Below are 20,443 nucleotides of genomic sequence, written 5' to 3'. Positions count from 1 at the left end.
GGCGCCGCTCCCGCACCGCGCCCCGCCGTAGGAGCGGCGCCAGCCGCGAGCCGTTGAAGGCGATGCGTTCATTCAAGCTCAAGCGACGAGGCTTCCCCGTCGGCCCTTACCGGAACTCGGCCAGCGCCGTGTGCTCTACCGCTAGTCTCTTCTGTGAGCTGCTCATCATGTCCCCGACGATCCGCGCCAGCGCCCTCATTCTTACCGCTGGCCTTCTGGCACTGGCCTCCTCCGCAGCCCTTGCTCAGCCGGGTGGTTCATGCCTTGCACCCGGCGCCTGGACCAGGCTCGATACCGCGCAGCCCGAGCGGGCCGAGTCGAGCGCGCTGCTCGCTGCCATGGCGCGGCGCGATGTCGTGCTGCTGGGGGAGCAGCACGACGACATGGATCATCACCGCTGGCAGTTGCACACGCTTGCAGCGCTGCATGCGCAGCGGCCGCACATGGTGATCGGCTTCGAGATGTTCCCGCGCCGGGTGCAGTCGGTGCTTGACCGCTGGGTAGCGGGCGAACTGAGCGAAGCCGAGTTCCTGACGGCGTCCGACTGGGGCAAGGTGTGGAGCATGCCGGCCGAGCTCTACCTGCCGCTGTTCCATTTCGCGCGCCTGCATCGAATCCCGATGGTGGCGCTCAATGTCGAGGCCGTGTTGACACGCAACGTGGCGCAGAAGGGCTGGAACGCAGTACCCGAGGCCGAGCGCGAGGGCGTGGGCACGCCTGCGCCCGCCTCACGCGACTACGAGGACTTCCTGTACGAGATCCATCGCCAGCATGCCGGCATGCGCGGCCACGGTCCGCGCACGAGCAGCCGGCGCGATGCCGCTTTCCGCAACTTTGTCGACTCCCAGCTCACCTGGGATCGCGCAATGGCGGAGGCCTTGGCGGCGGCGCGCAAGGCCCACACCAAGCCGGATGGCGACAGCCCGCTGGCGGTGGGCATCATGGGCAGCGGTCATGTTCGCTTCGGGCATGGCGTCGCGCACCAGCTCGATGATCTGGGCGTGGGCTCGATAGGGCAATTGCTACCGATGCCGGCAAGCACCGATTGCCGGCTCCTGGCGCCGCGCCTGGCTGACGCCGTGTTCGCGGTACCCGACGCTGTCCAGGCGCCACCGCCCCCGCCGCGGCTTGGTGTGTCGCTGGATGAGCAGGCCGACGGGGTGCGTATCGCCGAGGTCAGCGCCGGCAGCCTGGCTGAACGCAGCGGGCTGCTGAACGGTGATGTCATCACCGAAGCCGCCGGTGCGCCGGTCAGGCGCAACATCCACCTGATCGCTGCCGTGCGCCAGCAACCGCCGGGCACCTGGCTGCCGCTCAAGCTCAGACGCGGCGATGAGGTGCTGGAGTTGGTGGTCCGCTTCCCGGCGCAGGCGCGCTGAGGGCGTGGCGGTGCAGGTCGCGCGCACCCTGTGGCTGCTTGTGCTGGGCTGGTTGCTGGTCGCGCCTCTTGCGGCATCGGCGGCCACTGGCACCGCCGCGCTGCGTGACGGTCTGCGCGACAGCGAGGCCGATGCCTTCGAACTCAGGCTGGATGTCCGCCTCGATCCGGCGGTGCGCGTGCTCGTCGTGCGTGCGGAGGTGCTGCCTGCCGAGCGCGACTTTCGCTTCGTGCTTCATGAGAGCCTGACGCCGCGGGCTGCAAGTGCGGCAGGCAGACCGTTGAAGCTGCAGCCCGCCGGGCAGCGCGGCAGCCTGCGAGGGTGGCGGGTACAGGTGCCCGACGGTGCGCCCCTGAGCATCGAGTACTCGGGCACGCTCGCTGTGCTCGAAAGGGGCCGCGACCATCGCGGCGTGCTGCAGGGCATGCCTCCAATGGCGGCGCCCGAGGGCAGTTTCCTGCCCGCCGGCAGCGCCTGGTATCCGCGCCCGGCCGCGCTGTTCTCCTACCGGGTCGAGTTGTCCGTGCCTGGAGAGCAGCGTGCACTTGTCGCCGGGCGTCTGGTGGAGGAGGCGCTGCCCTCCGCTGCCGACCCGCACTACCGCGCCGTTTTCGAGTTCGACCAGCGCAGCGACGGTATCGACCTGATGGCCGGGCCTTGGGCAGTACGCGAGCACAAGCATGTACAGGCCGATGGCCGGCCCCTGCGCCTGCGCACCTATTTCCCGCATGCGCTCGACACCGAGATGGGGTTGGCGGAAGGCTACCTCGCCGACAGCCTGCGCTACATCGAGCACTACAGCGAACGTATCGGCGCCTATCCCTTCACCGAGTTCTCGGTGGTTGCCAGCCCGCTGCCGACCGGTTTCGGCATGCCGACGCTGACCTACATCGGCGAGCAGGTGCTGCGCCTGCCGTTCATCCGTGCCACCTCGCTCGGCCATGAGGTGCTGCACAACTGGTGGGGCAACGGCGTGCTGGTGGATTACATGCGCGGCAACTGGTCCGAGGGGCTGACGACCTTCATGGCCGACTACGCCTACAAGGAGGCCGAGTCCGCTGAGGCGGCGCGCGAGATGCGCCTGGGCTGGCTGCGCGACTTCGCCGCGGTGCCGGCCGGTGGGCACCAGCCACTGGCGGCCTTCCGGTCGCGCACCCATGCTGCTGCGGCGGCGGTGGGCTATGGCAAGGCGGCGATGGTGTTCGTGATGCTGCGTGACCGACTGGGCGAGGAGGTATTCGAACGTGGCATTCGACTGTTCTGGGCGCAGCAGCGTTTCCGCATCGCCGGCTGGGCTGAGCTGCAGGCGGCGTTCGAGCAGGTGTCGGGGGAGAACCTGGAGGGCTTCTTCCGCCAGTGGGTCGCCTTGCACGGCGGGCCGCAGGTGCGCGTCGTCGCGGCGAGCATCGTCGATGCCGGGGGTGGGCAGGCGAGGGTGGATGATGGCTTGGCTGGCGGCCGTTCTCAGGATACGTCCGGGGCTCGGGTGCGGATCAGCCTGGCGCAGGACGAGCCCCTGCATACGCTTGACTTGCCGCTCGTGGTCCACGGCGAGTCCGCGCGCGAGATGCGCTGGGTGAGGCTGGAAGCTGCGTCGGCCGATGTCGAACTTGACTTCGACTTCGAGCCGGTGCAACTGCATCTCGACCCCGAGCTGCGGGTCTGGCGCCTGCCCGAGGCCGAGCAATTGCCACCGATCCTGCGCCAATGGGTGCTGGCGCGCTCGCCACACCTTGTGATTGCCGATGCGCAAGCCGATATGGTGCAGGCGGCCAGCGCGCTGGCGCAGCGCATCTTCGAGCGCTCGCCCAAGGCGTCCGGGGTAGAAGCGTTGACGCGTGGTCGCGAGCCGGTGTTGCTCGTCGGCAGTCATGACGCCATCGATGCCGTGCTCGCCGATCACGGCCTGCCTGCCCGGCCGGAGGCCTTGCGGGGCAGGGGAACCGCCCAGGTATGGACGCTGGCGCAAGGCGACGGCCCGCCGCTGGCGGTGGTGTCGGCGCAGGATTCCGCCGCACTCGAGGCCTTGTTGCGTCCGTTGCCGCATTACGGCGGCCAGAGCTGGCTTGTCTTCGAAGGCAGCCGTGTCGTGGCGCGCGGCGTGTGGGATGCACCTGGCCGGGCGGTGGCGGTCGGGCGCTGATATAGACTGCCATGTGCGCTTGCCCGTCCCTCTGCCGGTCATGTCCCGCATGCCTCACCGCTCTTGACCCTTCTGCGCACCATGCGCCCCTTTCGACAGCAACGGAATGTCCATGCGCCGCTCCATTCTTTCCACCGCCCTGAGCCTCTGCGTGCTCTCCACCGCTACCCCAGCGCTTGCTGACGAGGCTGCCTTTGCCGCCTGCCTCTCGGGCTTGCGTGCCGAGGCGGCCGCAAAAGGGGTGAGTCGCACAACCTTCGATGCGCACGCTGCGGGGCTGGCACCGGACATGGCGGTGCTCGGCTTCCTCGACGCTCAACCCGAGTTCATCACCCCGATCTGGGACTACATGGCTGGCCTGGTGGATGAGGAGCGCGTGGCCGACGGCCGTGCCATGCTCGCCGAATGGCGTGCGGTGCTCGCACGCGTCGAGGCCGAGTATGCGGTTGATGCCGCTACCGTCGTTGCGGTGTGGGGGGTGGAGAGCAACTACGGACGCAACTTCGGCAGCCGGCCGCTGCTGACCTCGCTGTCGACGCTGTCCTGCTTCGGCCGCCGGCAGGCCTTCTTCCGCGGCGAGTTCTTCACCACGCTCAAGATCATCCAGGATGGCCACGTTGCACCCGAGCGTCTCACCGGCTCGTGGGCCGGTGCGTTTGGCCACACCCAGTTCATGCCCAGCACCTTCATGCGTCTGGCGGTGGATTTCGATGGCGACGGACGCCGCGACCTGGTCGATAGCGTGCCCGATGCGCTCGCCTCGACGGCCAACTTCCTCAAGCGCGCGGGCTGGCGCAGCGACCAGCCCTGGGGCTTCGAGGTGAGCCTGCCGCGCGGCTTCGACACCGCGGGCGCGGGCCGGCGCAACAAGCAGCCGATGAGCGAGTGGGCGGCTCGCGGCGTAAGGCGGGTCGATGGTTCGCCGTTGCCAGCCGGCGCAACCCCGGTCGGCCTGCTGCTGCCTGCGGGGCAGCCTGGGCCGGCCTTCCTGGTGACGCGTAATTTCGATGCGCTGTATTCCTACAACGCCGCCGAGAGCTATGGACTGGCGATCGCCCATCTCTCCGACCGGCTGCGCGGCGCGGGCAGTTTCGTGACGGCGTGGCCGACCGATGATCCTGGACTGTCGCGTGCCGAGCGTCGCGAACTGCAGCAACTGCTGATCGAGCGTGGGCATGACATCGGTGCCGCCGATGGCATGATCGGCGCACGCACCCGCGAGGCCCTGAAGCTGGAGCAACTGCGACTGGGGCTGACGGCAGACGGTCGTGCCGGCCAGCGTGCGCTGGTCGCACTGCGCGCGCAGGCGGGGCGCCAGTAGGCGCTGGTGATGGAATGCTGATCGCTGAGCCGGAGCAGGGCCCTCGGCCCGTCAGGGCCGTCGTAGGGGGCGTTGCCGGCTCGACCGGCGGCGATCGCGCCGGCTGAGGGTCAGGCTGTTGCCTGCCGACGCTGGGCGCGGGCGACGCGCTGAGCTTCGTCGCGTGTCTCGGCCAGCACTTCCTGAACATAGTCGAGATGGGCGCAGGCGATCTGGCGTGCATCCTCGGCACGGCGGTCCATGATTGCCCGGTACAGGGTGCGGTGCTGGTCGAGCAGGGCGTCGCGGATGTCGCTGCCCAGGGGGATCATGCCGCCGATATTGGTCACCACGTTGCGCTCGAGCAGGTCGAACAGGCTGCGGATGGTGTGCAGCAGCACTGCGTTGTGGCTGGCTTCGGCGATGGCAAGGTGAAAGTGGGCGTCAGCCGCGCCTTCCTCGGCGCGACTGACCCGGCCCTTGCGCAGGTAGCAGTCCTGTACGCGCTCGAATGCCGCGCTCAGCCGCTCGCGGTCGGGCTCGGTGGCGCGCAGCGCCGCATAGTAGGCGCAGGAACCCTCCAGCGTGTGACGGAATTCGATCAGGTCGCGCTGCGCCTCCGGGTTGCGCTCCAGCAGATCGTTCATCGGGTCACGGAATGAGGAGCCCAGCGTCTCGCTGACGAAGGTGCCCCCGCCATGGCGGCTGGTGAGCAGGCCGCGCGCGATCAACTTCTGCAGTGCCTCGCGTACCGACGGCCGCGACACGCCGAACTGCTCGGCCAGCGTACGTTCGGCCGGCAGGCGCTCGCCGGGGCGCAGGCTGCCCTCGAGGATCAGGGTCTCGATGCGGTCGATGATGTCGTCGGCGAGGCGGCGTTGCTGCAGGGGGGTGGCTTTCATGGATCCTTCTCCGAGGGCCGGCATGCACTGAGTGTTTGGTCGGCGGCTGGAATCTAGCTGCTGTGGCTGCTGCCGGCAAGCGGTGGATGAACAGCTGCGGCTGCCGCAGGCAGGTCGAGCTGGCGCCCCCTTATGCATGTATCCGAAAAATTGATGTTTTTGATTGACAGCACTCCAGGGCACCCTTAGTCTAGCTCAGCAATTGGTATAGTGGTCTGACCAATTTAGCGATCATGAGTCCTCTTTGAATCCTTGCTGGAGACTTCTATGTCCGGTCTGGTCCTTGTGAATGTGGCGGGCGCAAACAGCCTGCCGTTGCGGGCGGGGTGCTGAGATGCAATCCGGAACGCTCGCGCTGCTCGCGTTTTCCCCGATCCTGCTGGCTGCCATCCTCCTTGTCGGTTTGCGCTGGCCAGCGCGGCGCGCCATGCCGGTCGTGTATGTGCTGACGGCAGGTATCGGTCTGTTCGTGTGGGAGATGAGTTTCAACCGCATCCTGGCGTCGACGCTGCAGGGGCTGATCATCACCATCGGTGTGCTGTGGATCATCTTCGGCGCCATCCTGTTGCTCAATACGCTGAAGTACTCGGGGGCGATCTCGACGATCCGTTCCGGCTTTGCCACCATCAGCCCCGACCGCCGCATTCAGGCCATCATCATCGCCTGGCTGTTCGGCTGCTTCATCGAGGGGGCGTCGGGCTTCGGCACGCCGGCCGCCATCGCCGCGCCGCTGCTCGTTGCGCTCGGCTTCCCAGCCCTGGCGGCGGTGCTGCTCGGCATGCTTGTGCAGAGCACGCCGGTGTCCTTCGGCGCGGTCGGCACGCCGATCATCATCGGCGTCAATAGCGGCCTGGACACGGCAACGATCGGTGCGCAGCTGGTCGAGCGCGGTTCGAGCTGGGAGGTGTTCCTGCAGCTGGTGACCAGCAACGTGGCGATCATCCACGCCATCGTCGGTACGGTGATGCCGCTGATCATGGCGATGATGCTGACGCGCTTCTTCGGTAAGGAGAAGAGCTGGAAGGCAGGGCTGGAAGTGCTGCCGTTCGCGCTCTTCGCCGGCTTTGCATTCACCATTCCCTACGCCATCACCGGTGTGTTCCTCGGCCCCGAGTTCCCCTCGCTGCTGGGTGGCCTGGTGGGCCTGGCGATCGTCACCTCGGCGGCGCGGTTTGGCTTCCTGGTGCCGAAGAAGGCCTGGGATTTTGCCGAGCCCAAGGACTGGCCGAGCGAGTGGATGGGCAGTGTCGAGATGAAGCTGGACCAGCTGCCGCGCCATCAGCAGATCGGCATCGTGCGTGCCTGGCTGCCCTATGTGCTGGTGGGTGCGCTGCTCGTCGCCAGCCGCGTCATGCCCGAGTTTGGTAATGCGCTCAAGGCTGTGGTGCTGAGCTTCCCCAACCTGCTTGGCGAGAAGGGCATCAGCGCCAACTTCCAGCCCTTGTATCTGCCGGGTGGCATCCTGGTTGCGGTGGTGCTGGCCACGGTCGCGCTGCACGGCATGCATGCGCGCTCGCTGGCCAAGGCGGTGGGTGAGTCGTCGCGGGTGCTGCTCGGTGCCGGCTTCGTGCTGCTGTTTACGGTGCCGATGGTGCGCATCCTGATCAATTCGGGCGTCAATGCCGCCGAGCTGCCAAGCATGCCGATCGCGATGGCGCAGTGGGTGGCCGACAGCGTGGGCGGGGTGTATCCGCTGCTGGCGCCGGCCGTGGGGGCGCTGGGCGCCTTCATCGCGGGCTCGAATACCGTGAGCAACATGATGCTCAGCCAGTTCCAGTTCGGTGTCGCCAGCACGCTCGGCATCTCCGGCGCGGTGATCGTGGCCGTCCAGGCGATTGGCGCTGCTGCAGGCAACATGGTGGCGATCCACAATGTGGTGGCGGCCTCGGCAACGGTGGGTCTGCTCGGCCGCGAGGGTGCGATCCTGCGCAAGACGTTCTGGCCGACGGTGTACTACGTGCTGATGACGGGCGTGGTGGCGATGATTGCCATCTATGTGCTCGGTGTCACCGATCCGCTGGTCGCGCAATAGAGCGGCAAGTAGGTAATAGCAGCAGTCGCGGGGCGACCCGCGCTGCTGCAGAATGAAGACGTAATCCCCAAGGAGACGATTCGCATGAGTCACGCTTCTTCCGTGGCGCCGAACGCCACACGGACGGCCCCGGCGATCGAGCCGCCGCGCCAGTACCCCGACAAGCCCGCGGACGTGTTCCTGTTCGGCACCTGCGTGCTGGACCTGTTCTTCCCTGATGCCGGCATGGATGCGATCCGCCTGCTCGAGCGCGAGGGCATCAGGGTGCACTTTCCTCAGGCGCAAAGCTGTTGCGGGCAGCCGGCCTATACCTCCGGCTATACCGACGAGGCGCGCGTGGTGGCGCGTGCTCAACTGGCCCTGTTTGCCGGCGACTGGCCGGTGGTCGTGCCGTCGGGCTCCTGTGCGGGGATGTTCCGCCACCACTACTTCGAATTGTTCAAGGACGAGCCACAGACCTTGAAGCAGGTCGAGTCGCTGGCGGCGCGTACCTTCGAACTGGCCGAGTTCCTGTTGAACGTGTGTCGCGTGCAACTGCACGACAGCGGCGCACCGGTGAAGGTCGCGCTCCATACATCGTGCAGTGCGCGGCGCGAGATGAATACCCACGTGCATGGCCGTGCGTTGCTGGGGCAGCTCGCCGCCGTCGAGCGCGTCGATCATGACCACGAGAGCGAGTGCTGCGGCTTCGGCGGCGCCTTCAGCGTGCGCATGCCGGATATTTCCGGCGCGATGGTCAAGGACAAGACCGCGGCGCTCAAGGGTTCCGGCGCGGCCGAGGTGGTGAGCGCGGACTGTGGCTGCCTGCTCAACATCAATGGTTGCTTCGAGAAGCAGGGTGAGCGCCTCCGCGGTGAGCACCTGGCCAGCTTCCTGCTGCGTCGCACCGGCGGGCACAAGGGAGATTGACGATGAACGCGATGACCGACGTGCCTGCCGTGCCGATCGCCTTCAAGCGCAACGCGCGCGAGGCGCTTGCCGACCCGCAGCTAAGACGCAACTTCCGTGGCGCGATGGACTTCCTGATGGACAAGCGCCGCGTCCAGTTCCCTGATGGCGACGAGCTCGAGCGTTTGCGCGCATTCGGCAACCGCGTGCGCGCGCGGGCGCTGTCCAAGTTGCCCGAGTTACTCGAGCGGCTGGATGCAAACCTGAGCCGCAACGGCGTGAAGGTGCACTGGGCCGAGACGGTAGAGGAGGCCAACGCCATCGTCCACCGCATCGTCGAGCAGCACGCGGCGAAGAAGGTGATCAAGGGCAAGTCCATGGTCAGCGAGGAAATGGAGATGAACCATTACCTCGGCGAGCGCGGGGTGGATTGCCTCGAGTCCGACATGGGCGAGTTCATCGTGCAGCTGCGCGAGGAGAAGCCCTCGCACATCATCATGCCGGCGATCCACCTCAACGTTGGCCAGGTGGCTTCGCTGTTCCACGACAAGCTCGAAGTGGATTACACCGAGGACGTCGACCGCCTGATCCAGATCGGTCGCGAGACGCTGCGGCGCAACTTCTTCGAAGCAGACATCGGTGTTTCGGGGGTGAACTTCGCCATCGCCGAGACCGGCACTCTGCTGCTGGTCGAGAACGAGGGCAATGGCCGCATGTCGACCACCGTACCGCCGGTGCACATCGCGGTCACCGGCATCGAGAAGGTGGTGGAGAACCTGCGCGATGTCATCCCGCTGCTGTCGCTGCTGACACGCTCCGCGACCGGCCAGGCGATCACGACCTACGTCAACATGATCTCAGGCCCGCGCAAGGCCGACGAACTGGACGGCCCGCAGGAAGTGCACCTGGTGCTGCTCGACAACGGCCGTAGCCAGGCCTTCGCCGACGGTGAGCTGCGTCAGACGCTCAACTGCATCCGCTGCGGCGCGTGTATGAACCACTGCCCGGTCTACACCCGCATCGGCGGTCACGCCTACGGGACGGTATACCCGGGCCCCATAGGCAAGATCGTTACCCCGCACATGCTGGGCCTCGACACCACGCGCGACCTGCCCACGGCGTCGTCGATGTGCGGCGCCTGCGGCGAGGTCTGCCCGGTGAAGATTCCGATTCCCGCGCTGCTGCGCCGATTGCGCGAGGAGGCGGTGCGTGCGCCTGAGGCGGTACCGCATCACATGCGTGGGCAGGGCAGCAAGTACTCGAAGAAGGAGGCGATGCTCTGGAAGGCCTGGCGCAAGCTCAACACCTCGCCCGCGCTCTATCGCGCCTTCAGCTTCGCGGGCACACGCTTGAGCGCGCTGATGCCGTCGAACATCGGCCCGTGGACCGAACACCGCAGCGCGCCCAAGCCTGCCGCGCGCAGCCTGCACGAGCTCGCCCGCGAGCATCTGGGAGAAGATTGAATGAGCGCCAAGGACAGGATTCTTGCCAAGCTGCGCGGCAGCCTCGTTGGCACCACCCCGGTCGCGGACGACTACGATGCTGGCCTGCTGACCGAGCCCTGGCGCTATGCGGCCGACGATCGTATCGCTCGCCTGCGCAGCATGCTGGAGGCTGTGCATGGCGAGACACAGCTGACGACCCAGGCCGACTGGCCGCAACGCGCACTGGAAGCACTGGCTGCGCGCAACATCGGCGAGTTGCTGGTTTCCCCGGACACTGCGCATGGCCAGCAGCTGGCAGCGCATGTCGCCGCCAGTGCTGCGGGTCTGCGCCTGAAGGCCTACGACCAGCCCGTCGAGGCGTGGAAGGAGGAACTCTTCTTCCGCACGCCCGCCTCGCTCACCGGCACACTGGGCGGTATCGCCGCCACAGGCAGCCTGGTGCTGTGGCCGACGCCGCAGGAACCGCGGCTGATGAGTCTGGTCCCGCCCCTGCACATTGCCTTGCTCAAGGCCAGCGAGGTGCGCGACAACCTGTATGAGCTGATGCATGCACAGCACTGGGCGTCGGGGATGCCGACCAACGCCTTGCTGGTGTCGGGGCCCTCGAAGACGGCCGATATCCAGCAAACGCTCGCCTACGGTGCCCATGGCCCCAAGGAACTGCTGGTGCTCATCCTCGAGGACGCCTGAGCCGTTCGCCGACCTTGCTGTGCAGTAGACCGGGCCACGACACGCGCACGCGCGCATGTCGTGGCCCGTTTTCATGGCGTGGGCTCGCCGTGCCTTCGTTCAGCCCGGCCGGCGGGTGTGGAGCAGGTAATTGACGTCGGTGTCGCGACCGAGTGAGTACACCTTGGTGAGCGGGTTGTAGCTCATGCCGATCAGTTCCTGCGTGTCCAGGCGAGCCTGGCGGCAGTAGCGGGTGAGTTCGGACGGCTTGATGAATTTGGCGTACTCGTGCGTCCCGGCAGGTAGCAGCTTGAGCACGTATTCCGCGCCGATGATCGCAAACACATAAGACTTGAGGTTGCGGTTGAGCGTGGAGAAGAAGACGTGGCCGCCGGGCTTGACCAGGCGCGCGCAGGCGGCGATGGTGCTGGCCGGGTCAGGGACGTGCTCGAGCATCTCCATGCAGGTCACGACGTCGAAGGCGGCAGGGTTTTCGTCGGCGAAGGCTTCCGCGCTGACCAGTCGGTAATCGACCTTGTGGCCACTCTCGAACAGGTGCAGCCGTGCCACGCTGAGTGCCTTTTCGGACAGGTCGATGCCGGTTACGTCCGCACCGACTGCGCTCATGCTTTCGGCGAGGATGCCGCCACCGCAGCCGACATCGAGCACCTTTTTGCCCGCGAGCGCGGCCTTGCCGTCTATCCAGCCCAGGCGCAACGGGTTTATCTCGTGCAAGGGGCGGAACTCGGAGGCCGGGTCCCACCAGCGGTGGGCAAGTTCGCTGAATTTCTGCAGTTCGGCGGGGTCGGCGTTAAGGGTGCTCATGATTTAAGGCCAGCTTGATGAGGGTGCAGGATGGACCGTGGCGCTCGATGGGCGTTCCGGCGTGCCGTCCAAATGAAAAAGCCCCGCCGAGGCAGGGCTTTTCGGACATCGGGCTCGTGATTACTTGGAGCCGATGACTTCCACTTCCACGCGACGATCCGGCTGCAGGCAGGAGATCAGCGCAGCGCGGCCACGAACGTTGTCGCACTGGTTGCCGGTGACGGGCTGGGTCTTGCCCTTGCCTTCGGTGTAGATGCGGTTGGCGTCGACACCCTGAGCGACCAGGTAGGTCTTGACGGCAGCGGCACGGCGCTCCGACAGACGCTGGTTGTAGGCGGCCGAGCCGATGCGGTCGGTGTGGCCGACTGCAAGGATCACTTCCAGCTTGAGCGACTTGGCCTGGGCGGCGAGGTCGTTCAGGCGGGCCTGGCCTTCGGGCTTGAGCACGGCCTTGTCGAAGTCGAACAGAGCGTCAGCCGACAGCTTGATCTTGTCAGCGGTGGGCTTCGGAGCCGGAGCCGGGGCGGCAGCAGCGACCGGAGCGGCGCACTTGTCGGCGGGGACGATGTCGGAGTCGCAGGCGCAGCCGACCGGGAACTCGCCGGCAAGGGCGGTCGAGGCGGCAGCCGGGCTCCAGTAGCCGGTACGCCAGCACAGGCCGGCACCGCTGCGGGCGACGACGTTGCGCGCGTCGATCACGTAAGGGATTTCGCCCTTGCCAGCTACGACGACGTCGGCAGCCTGCGCGAAGGCGCTGGGAGCGGACACGCCGAGGGAGGCGATGGCGGCCAGCATGAGCACTTGCTTCTTGGTTTGTTTGATCATGGTTTCCTCTTTGATGGGCGAGTCGCCGGAGTTTCCACAGGACGGATTGAAAACGTGCGTTAAGCCGCTTTCGCGTTGGTTTGCACCAGTGTATCCAGTTCAATTACCGAACCTAGTTTGCCACACCGACGCGATGCGCAGCAATTCGCTGTCTCTAATATGCAACAGCTGAACGCCTTTGTCCACGCGGGTTTCTCCGTTTACCCAGACGTGGGAGACGTTCTCCCGACCGGCGACATAGACCAGATGCGAGATCGGATCGAAGCACGGCCGGCAGTGCAGGCCGCCAAGGTCCACCGCACACAGGTCGGCTGCCTTGCCCGGCTCGATCGAGCCGATACGGTCCGCCATGCCGAGCGCATCGGCTCCGCCCAGTGTGGCCATATGCAGTGCGGCGTGGGCGGGGACTGCGCTCGCATCCAGGCTGCCTACCTTGGCAAGCAGGGCGGCATGGCGCATCTCCTGGAAAAGGTCGAGTCGGTTGTTGCTCGCTGCGCCATCCGTGCCCAGGCCGACACGGATGCCTGCTTCGAGCAGGCGGGGAATGGGGGCAATGCCGCTGGCCAGCTTCATGTTCGAGGTCGGGCAGTGGGCGACACTGCAGTTGTGGCGCGCGAGCAGTTCGATGTCGGCGTCGTCAAGATGCACCGCATGCACACCGATGAGGTTCTCGCCGAGCAGCCCCAGCCGGGCCAGGCGGGCGAGCGGGCGCAGGCCGTGCGTCGTGATCGAGTCGGCGATCTCGCCCGCGGTCTCGTGTACATGGATGTGGATTGGTAGTTCGAGCTCCTCGGCAAGGGCGAGCGCGCGTGCGAAGCTCCTGTCGCTGACCGTGTAGGGCGCGTGAGGGGCGATGGCGAATTCGATCAGCGGCTCGCGTTGCCAGCGGTCGCGTGCGGCAAGGCCCTTGCGCAGGTAGTCGTCGGCGTCGCTTGCGTAAGGGGTGGGGAACTCGAGCATGACGATGCCGACCACCGCTCGGATGCCCGCGGTGGCAAAGGCCTCGGCGGCGGCTTCGGGGTGGAAGTACATGTCGTTGCACGTGGTGATGCCGCCGCGCAGCATCTCGGCGGCGGCGAGCAGGCTGCCGTCATGCACGAAGGCGGCCGAAACGTGGCGCGACTCGGTCGGCCAGATCGCCTCCTGGAGCCAGCGCATGAGCGGCAGGTCATCGGCCAGCCCGCGCATCAGGTTCATCGCTGCATGGGTATGCAGATTGACCAGGCCGGGCATGAGTACATGGTCCGGCAGGTCGAACACCTTGCGGGCGGCGAGCCTTCCGCGTGCGTCCGCGCTGGGAAGGATGTCGGTGATCCGGCCTTTCGAGACGACGACAGTGTGGTCATCGAGGACGACGCCCGCCGGTTGGACGGGAATGACCCAGCGTGCGTGGATGAGCAGGTCGGCAATCTCGTTCAAGATGGAGCTCCGCAATGTCCCGGTCGATCAGGTGGCGTGCCGGGCAGGTTGTCGCAAGGGTTGGGCGGCGAATGCATCGACCATTATTAGCATGGGCGTTCGTGGCCAACAACACGACCGCTGGCCCTGTGGCCAGGGGGATGTGAGAAATGCGCCGGCGGTTCGCCCGCAGCGCATCGCTTCATGCAACAATTCGGCCATTCCTATTGGACTGATGGCGGCTCTGCGGCCACCGCGAATGTATGAACGCGACTCCAAGCCGGATCGGCAAATACAGGATCATCAAGGAGGTCGGGCGTGGTGCTACCGCGATCGTCTACCTCGCCGAGTCTGACGACCGGCCCGAGCCTGTCGCCGTCAAGCATGTGCGTTTCGATGACAAGGTCAAGGACGAGGCGAAATGGAACCGCCGCCTGGTCAAGCTGCTCAGGGCCGAGCAGGTGGTGTCGAGCCGTCTGAACCACCCCAACATCATCCGCATCCACGATGCTTCGATCGAGCCGACACAGGCCTATGTGGTGATGGAGTACTTTCCGGGTGGTTCGCTGGAGCGCTACTGCAGCTTCGACAAGCTGCTGCCGATACACCGCACGATCGGCATCGTCTTCAAGTGCTGCATGGCGCTCGATCATGCCTACCGGCAGGGCATCGTGCATCGCGACATCAAGCCGGCCAACATCCTCGTCGACGACGAGGACAACGTGAAGATCACCGACTTCGGGCTTGCGCTCAACATCAACAAGAAGCTCGATACCGACTCGACCTTCATCATGGGTGTGGGCTCGCCGGCCTACATGAGCCCGGAGCAGATCAAGGGCTACCCGCTCAACCAGAAGACCGACCTCTATTCGCTGGGCGTCCTGCTTTTCCATCTGCTCACGGGCCGATTGCCTTTCCGCGCCAGCAACCCTGCCCAGCTGGTGTACAAGATCATCAATGCCGATCCGCCCTCGGTGTCGCAACTCAATCCGGATGTGCCCGAGCAGATGGACGCGGTGATCCGCAAGGCGCTGGAGAAAGATCTGTACTCGCGCTATCGCAATGGCGCCGAGTTCGCGAAGGATCTTGCTGCGGTGCGCTACCAGATCCTCGATGAGGACCAGGCTCCGCTTGACCAGGCCCGCTTTGCGCGCTTGCGCAGGCTCGCGTTCTTCACCGAGTTCGAGGACATCGACCTGTGGGAGGTGATGCGCATCTGCGCGTGGCGCAAGGTCGGGCCGCAGGTCGCCTTGATGCGCGAGGGCGACAACGACCAGCGCTTCGGGATCGTCCTCGAGGGCAAGGTCGAGCTGTCGATCGAGGGGCGCCGCGTCATGCAACTCGGGCCGGGCGAGGTGTTCGGGGTGCAGGCCTGGCTCGACCAGCTCGAGCGCAGGCACATGATGACCGTTGTGTCGGTCGGCGAGCTGAGCTATCTGGAGGTCAACCCGGCTGCACTCGCGCTCGCCAGCGAGGAGGTGCTCGAACGCTTCCGCCGCGAGATCTCGACCGTGGTGGTGCGGCGCCTGGCGCAGGTTTCGCGTGAGCTTTCCGCGACTGCGCCCGCCGCGCTGCGCGCGGAACACACCGCAACGGGTTTCGATCTGCAGCTGCTCGATAACTGAAGGCCTGCCAGGCTATGCCAGGCCGGGCAGCGGCCCTGCCTAGCGGGCCGCGCCGAGCGCGCGTGCCCTGGTGGCGCTGGCTTCGCGCGCGGCCGCGTCAGGCGCCTGGATCTCGAGCCAGTGGCCGAGATGGCGACAGGTGAGTTCGGAGAGGGCCTGCATCCATTCATGACGCTCGTTGAGGCAGGGAATGTAGTGGAACACCTTGCCGCCTTTCTCGAGGAAGGCCTCCTTGCACTCCATGGCGATTTCCTCGAGCGTTTCCAGACAGTCTGCGACAAAGCCGGGGCACATCACATCGACGCGTCCGACGCCTTGGGCAGCAAGCGCCTCCAGTGTCGGCTGGGTGTAGGGCTTGAGCCACTCGGCCTTGCCGAAACGGGACTGGAAGGTGACCAGTACGCGCTCGGGTGCGACGCCCAGGCCTTCGGCCACGAGGCGGCCGGTCTTGTGGCATTCGCAGTGGTAGGGATCGCCGAGGTCGAGGGAGCGCCGTGGTACGCCATGGAAGCTCAGCAGGAGTCGATCCGGTTCGCCATGGACAGCCCAGTGCTCGCGTACGCTCGCGACCAGGGCGGCAATGTAGCCGGGATCGTCCTGGAAGCTGCGCACGAAGCGGATCTCTGGCTGGTTGCGCCAGTGCGCGAGGCAGCGCCCGACCTCGTCGATGACGGTCGCCGTCGTGCTGGCCGAGTACTGCGGGTACATCGGCACCACCAGGATGCGCGTACAGCCGCGGCTGCGCATGCCGTTGAGCGTGTCGGCGATGGAGGGCTTGCCGTAGCGCATGGCGTAGGCGATGTCGAGTTCGCCATGGCCGGCCTTGAGCAGGTAGCCTGCCAGCAGCTTGGCCTGGCGTTCGGTGTGGACTTTCAGCGGTGAGCCTTCGTCCATCCACACGCTCGCGTACTTGCGCGCCGAGGCCTTGGGACGGGTGTTGAGGATGATGCCGTTGAGGATCGGCCACCAGATCAGGCGCGGGATCTCGACCACGCGCGGGTCGGACAGGAACTGCTTGAGGTAGGGGCGTAGTGCGGCAGCGGTGGGTGCGTCGGGTGTGCCGAGGTTTACCAGCAGCACGCCGGTGCGGGTTTCGGAGCCGTGCTTGAACGGCGGTTCGGTCCAGTAACGAGACATCGGGGTCCTTGTCGGCGGGCGGGCGAGCGAGCCGGGCCGAAGGCCGGCTACGGCCCATCAATGGTTCGAAGACAGGGCGTTCGAGAGCAGTCGTGCCGTGATGTCGACGATCGGAATCACGCGGTCGTAGGCCATGCGGGTGGGGCCGATGACCCCGAGCGAGCCCACGATGCGGCCGTCGACCTCGTAGGGTGCGGTGATCACGCTGCAGCCGTCGAGCGGGGCCAGGCCGGATTCGTCGCCAATGAAGATCTGGACGCCGTCGGCACGGTTGGAAAGGTCCAGCAGCTGGATCAGGCCGGTGCGCTGCTCGAACAGCTTGAACAGTTCGCGCAAGCGGGACATGTTTGACGACAGGTCCTCGAAGTCGAGCAGATTGGTCTCACCCGAAATCACGTAGCTCGAAGCGTTCTCTTCTGCAGCCTCGGTGCCGGCATCCACGGTCGCCGTCATCAGTTCGGTCATGTCGCTGCGCAACTGGCGCAGTTCCTCGCCAAGGCGGCGGCGGATCTCGTCGAAGCCAAGGCCGGCGAAGTGTTCGTTGAGGTAGCTTGCGGCCGCGCTGAGTTCGGCGCCGCTGTAGCCGCGACGGGTGACCAGAATCCGGTTCTGCACGTCGCCGGCGGTGGTGACGATGATGAGCAGGATGCGCGTCTCGGCCAGGCTGACGAACTCGAACTGGCGGATGCGGATGGCTTCCTTGCGCGGCGCCACGACGATGCCCGCGAACTGGGTGAGTTCGGACAACAGGTGCGAGGCGGAGTTGATCAGGCGCTGGGGCTGGTCGGGCAGGAACTGGCCCTCAAGGGCGCGCACGCGGGCGTTCTCGAGCGGCTGCACCGTGAGCAGCGAGTCGACGAAGAAGCGGTAACCGCGTGCGGTGGGGATGCGCCCGGCAGAAGTGTGCGGACTGGCGATGAGGCCCATCTCCTCGAGATCGCTCATCACGTTGCGCACCGTGGCCGGCGACAGGTCCAGACCGGAGAAGCGGGACAGTGCGCGCGAACCGACCGGCAGACCGTCCGCAATATAGCGTTCGATCAGGGTCTTGAGCAGGATCTGGGAGCGGGCGTCGAGGGCGTTCATTTCAGTCGAGAACTATACTTCGAAATGCACCGGAATGCCGCGTGCAGGCGCACTGAGAGGGGTATCTTCGACGTCGGGTGTTGTCGGCGGCTTGCATGAATGTGGTTTAATCCGCGCTCATGAGCTTCAGCTTCCAGACCATCGCCCTGATTGGCAAATACCAGAGCGCCGACGTTGCCGAGTCGGTGACTTCGATTGCGCGTTTTCTACGTGAGCGCGGGCTCAAGGTACTGATCGAGCAAGGCACGGCAAGTTTCATCGGCGGCACGCCCGACTTTCCGGTCGCCAGCTATGAACATATCGGTGCCGAGGCCGATCTGGCCGTGGTCATCGGCGGCGATGGCAGCATGCTGCACAGTGCGCGCCGGCTGATCGAACACGGTGTTCCGCTGGTGGGGGTCAATCTCGGGCGCCTCGGCTTCCTGACCGACATCTCGCGCACCGACGCTTGCGAGCGCCTCGGCGAGATGCTCGATGGCCGCTTCAGCGAGGAAACCCGCTTCATGCTCGACGCCGAGGTGCTGCGCGCGGGCGAACGCGTGTTCCACACCCTGGCGCTCAACGATGTCGTGGTGAACAAGGGCGACCTGGGGCGCATGATCGAATTCGATCTCTCCATCGACGGTGAGTTTGTCTACACCCAGCGCTCGGACGGCATGATCGTGTCGACGCCGACAGGGTCGACCGCCTATGTCCTCTCCGCCAATGGTCCGATCCTGCACCCGAGCGTGGGCGGGATCGCCCTCGTGCCCCTGTGTCCGCATGCGCTCACGGCGCGTCCGATCACCATTCCCGATACCTGCCGGATCGACATCGACCTCTTGCCGCACCAGGATGCGCGCGTGCATTTCGACGGCCAGACGCGTTTCGATCTGCGCTCAGGGGATCGGGTGCGCCTGACGCGGTCGTCGCGCGCGCTGCGTCTGCTGCATCCGGAGGGGTACAGCTATTTTGCGATGTTGCGCGAGAAGCTGCACTGGAGTGCTTCGCCCAGACACAACTGATTCCCCGCGGTGGTCGTGACCTTGCGGCTCGTGAGCGCCCGGGCTGCGCCGGGTCGAGCACGCTGTCGTGGGTTGTTTCCACCGCGCCTTGCCTCCGACTGATCGATTCCCATGCTGCGTAATCTGACCATCCGCGACTTCGTAATCGTCGATCGCCTCGAGCTGGAGTTCGAGGCCGGTTTCGGCGCCCTGACCGGGGAGACCGGCGCCGGTAAGTCGATCTTGCTCGACGCGCTGGGGCTCGCCCTCGGCGGCCGTGGCGAAGCGGCGATGGTGCGGCAGGGCTGCGAGCGTGCGGAGGTGAGCGCGGAGTTCGACCTGCCTGCCGCCGGCGAACTGCTTGACTGGCTGCGCGAGCAGGCCTTGCCCACTGACGATGGGGCGTTGATCCTTCGTCGCACGCTTGATGCAGGCGGGCGCAGCCGGGCCTGGATCAATGGCAGCAGCGTCACGCTCGCGCAGTTGCGCTGCGCGGGAGAGTGGCTTGCCGACATCCACGGCCAGCATGCGCATCATGCGTTGCTGCGCGCCGATGCTCAGCGCGCGTTGCTCGATGCCCATGCGGGCGCGTTGCCACTGGCGTCCGAGGTCGCCAGGTGTCATCGCGAATGGCAGCGCCTCGTGCGGCTGCGGCGCGAGGCCGAAGCCGACTCGGAGAGCTCGGCGCGCGAGCGCGAGCTGCTCGCCTGGCAGTTGCGCGAGCTTGACGACTTGGGCTTCGACCCCGCCGAGTGGCAGGAGATCAATGCCGAGCACGGCCGCCTTGCGCATGCAGCCGGCCTCATCGAGGGGGCGGAGGAGACCTTGGTGGCGCTCGCCGAGGGGGATGGCGCGGTGTGTTCGGTGCTGCGCCATGTCGATGCTCGTATTGCAGCGCTGGCCGACTACGATCCGGCGCTCGCCGACGTGCGCGACCTTCTTGCTGCGGCCGCGATCCAGGCCGACGAGGCGCTGCATGCGCTGCGCCGCTACCGCGACCGTCTCGATCTCGACCCCGGCCGCCTTGCCGAGGTGGAGCAGCGCATCGCTGCCGTGCTGGATATGGCGCGCAAGCACAGGGTCGCGCCCGAGGCGCTCGGCGAGCTCAGGCAGCAATGGCAGGCAAGACTGGAGGCGCTCGAGGCGAGTGCCGATCCGCAGCGCATGGCTGTTGCGGAGGCCGAGGCGCGCAGGCGCTTCGATGCCGCAGCCGCCGAGTTGTCCGCCTGCCGGGCACCGGCCGCGCAGAGCTTGTCGGCGGAGATTACCGAGGCGATGCAGACCCTGGCGATGGCCGGTGGACGGTTCGAGGTCGCCCTCGAGGCCTGCGAGCCTTCCGCGAACGGTGTGGAAACTGTCGAGTTCCGTGTTGCGGCCAACTCGGGCCAGGCCCTGCGCAGCCTGGCCAAGGTCGCTTCAGGCGGCGAATTGTCCCGTATCGGGTTGGCGATTCAGGTCATGACCAGCCGTGATTCGGCAGTGCCGACACTCATCTTCGACGAGGTGGATGTCGGTATCGGCGGTCGCGTCGCGGAAATCGTGGGCACCTTGCTGGCGCGCCTTGGCGCCGATCGCCAGGTGCTGTGCGTGACCCACCTTCCGCAGGTGGCGGCGTGTGCGGACTGGCAGTGGCGCATCGCCAAGCGCGAACATGATGGCGCTACCGTCAGCGAGGTGGTGGCGCTGGGGGCGAGCGAGCGGGTTGAGGAGATCGCGCGCATGCTCGGCGGGGTGAATATAACGGCCACTACCCGAGAGCACGCGGCAGAAATGTTGAGCCGCAGCTAGGTGCCTGCAGGCACCTGG

At 66.4% G+C, this 20,443-nt stretch carries 16 protein-coding genes; 10 read left to right on the top strand and 6 right to left on the bottom strand.

Annotation, left to right across the window (positions count from 1 at the left end; genetic code table 11):
• The first annotated feature begins 167 nt into the window (after positions 1-167).
• The 3 genes from B447_RS18020 to B447_RS18010 all read left to right on the top strand — a co-directional run bounded on the left by B447_RS18020 (position 168) and on the right by B447_RS18010 (position 4,843).
• Positions 168-1,379, top strand: a complete 1,212-nt coding sequence (locus B447_RS18020; RefSeq protein WP_002943847.1) for a ChaN family lipoprotein — start codon at positions 168-170, stop codon at positions 1,377-1,379.
• 4 nt (positions 1,380-1,383) lie between these two features.
• Entirely contained in the window at positions 1,384-3,522 is a 2,139-nt protein-coding gene (locus B447_RS18015) for a M1 family metallopeptidase (protein WP_002943845.1), read from the top strand.
• 106 nt (positions 3,523-3,628) lie between these two features.
• Positions 3,629-4,843 (top strand): lytic murein transglycosylase, encoded by a 1,215-nt coding sequence (locus B447_RS18010; RefSeq protein ID WP_037983130.1) that lies wholly within the window; start codon positions 3,629-3,631, stop codon positions 4,841-4,843.
• A gap of 110 nt (positions 4,844-4,953) precedes the next feature.
• Here B447_RS18010 and B447_RS18005 read toward each other — a convergent pair whose 3' ends face one another.
• A complete protein-coding gene (locus tag B447_RS18005; protein ID WP_002943841.1) occupies positions 4,954-5,724 on the bottom strand; it encodes a GntR family transcriptional regulator in 771 nt (256 codons plus the stop codon).
• A 334-nt stretch (positions 5,725-6,058) separates the two neighbouring features.
• Here B447_RS18005 and B447_RS18000 point away from each other — a divergent pair, with 334 nt between their 5' ends.
• The 4 genes from B447_RS18000 to B447_RS17985 all read left to right on the top strand — a co-directional run bounded on the left by B447_RS18000 (position 6,059) and on the right by B447_RS17985 (position 10,779).
• Positions 6,059-7,756, top strand: a complete 1,698-nt coding sequence (locus B447_RS18000; protein WP_002943837.1) for an L-lactate permease — start codon at positions 6,059-6,061, stop codon at positions 7,754-7,756.
• Positions 7,757-7,840: 84 nt separating this feature from the next.
• The gene (locus B447_RS17995; protein ID WP_002943834.1) at positions 7,841-8,665 is read left to right on the top strand and encodes a (Fe-S)-binding protein; all 825 of its coding nucleotides are present in this window, start codon (positions 7,841-7,843) and stop codon (positions 8,663-8,665) included.
• A gap of 2 nt (positions 8,666-8,667) precedes the next feature.
• Positions 8,668-10,107, top strand: coding sequence for a LutB/LldF family L-lactate oxidation iron-sulfur protein (locus B447_RS17990; protein WP_002943832.1), 1,440 nt, complete (start codon positions 8,668-8,670; stop codon positions 10,105-10,107).
• Positions 10,108-10,779: a LutC/YkgG family protein gene (locus B447_RS17985; protein ID WP_002943828.1), complete on the top strand. Its 672-nt coding sequence runs from the start codon at positions 10,108-10,110 to the stop codon at positions 10,777-10,779. It abuts the gene before it with no gap.
• Positions 10,780-10,878: 99 nt separating this feature from the next.
• Here the strand turns inward: B447_RS17985 and ubiG are convergent, their stop codons facing one another.
• The 3 genes from ubiG to B447_RS17970 form a co-directional block, all read right to left on the bottom strand.
• The gene (ubiG, locus tag B447_RS17980) at positions 10,879-11,583 is read right to left on the bottom strand and encodes a bifunctional 2-polyprenyl-6-hydroxyphenol methylase/3-demethylubiquinol 3-O-methyltransferase UbiG (RefSeq protein ID WP_002943823.1); all 705 of its coding nucleotides are present in this window, start codon (positions 11,581-11,583) and stop codon (positions 10,879-10,881) included.
• A gap of 120 nt (positions 11,584-11,703) precedes the next feature.
• Positions 11,704-12,408 carry an OmpA family protein gene (locus B447_RS17975; protein WP_002928097.1) on the bottom strand — a complete coding sequence of 235 codons (705 nt, stop codon included), beginning with the start codon at positions 12,406-12,408 and terminating at the stop codon, positions 11,704-11,706.
• A gap of 99 nt (positions 12,409-12,507) precedes the next feature.
• The gene (locus B447_RS17970; protein ID WP_002943820.1) at positions 12,508-13,827 is read right to left on the bottom strand and encodes a TRZ/ATZ family hydrolase; all 1,320 of its coding nucleotides are present in this window, start codon (positions 13,825-13,827) and stop codon (positions 12,508-12,510) included.
• Between the two features lie 242 nt (positions 13,828-14,069).
• On the opposite strand from B447_RS17970, the gene B447_RS17965 reads away from it, so the two are divergent.
• Positions 14,070-15,431, top strand: coding sequence for a serine/threonine protein kinase (locus tag B447_RS17965; protein ID WP_002943818.1), 1,362 nt, complete (start codon positions 14,070-14,072; stop codon positions 15,429-15,431).
• A 39-nt stretch (positions 15,432-15,470) separates the two neighbouring features.
• Here the strand turns inward: B447_RS17965 and hemH are convergent, their stop codons facing one another.
• The gene (hemH, locus tag B447_RS17960) at positions 15,471-16,568 is read right to left on the bottom strand and encodes a ferrochelatase (protein WP_002928106.1); all 1,098 of its coding nucleotides are present in this window, start codon (positions 16,566-16,568) and stop codon (positions 15,471-15,473) included.
• A 57-nt stretch (positions 16,569-16,625) separates the two neighbouring features.
• Positions 16,626-17,654 carry a heat-inducible transcriptional repressor HrcA gene (gene hrcA / locus B447_RS17955; RefSeq protein ID WP_002928114.1) on the bottom strand — a complete coding sequence of 343 codons (1,029 nt, stop codon included), beginning with the start codon at positions 17,652-17,654 and terminating at the stop codon, positions 16,626-16,628.
• A 119-nt stretch (positions 17,655-17,773) separates the two neighbouring features.
• On the opposite strand from hrcA, the gene B447_RS17950 reads away from it, so the two are divergent.
• Positions 17,774-18,658 (top strand): NAD kinase, encoded by an 885-nt coding sequence (locus tag B447_RS17950; protein ID WP_002928116.1) that lies wholly within the window; start codon positions 17,774-17,776, stop codon positions 18,656-18,658.
• Between the two features lie 111 nt (positions 18,659-18,769).
• Positions 18,770-20,425: a DNA repair protein RecN gene (recN, locus tag B447_RS17945; protein WP_002943814.1), complete on the top strand. Its 1,656-nt coding sequence runs from the start codon at positions 18,770-18,772 to the stop codon at positions 20,423-20,425.
• Positions 20,426-20,443 lie beyond the last annotated feature (18 nt).

The organism is Thauera sp. 27 (assembly GCF_000310125.2).
GTDB lineage: Bacteria > Pseudomonadota > Gammaproteobacteria > Burkholderiales > Rhodocyclaceae > Thauera > Thauera mechernichensis.
The sequence above is the reverse complement of the archived record's forward strand: the minus strand, read 5'-3'. Positions and strand labels throughout refer to the sequence as shown.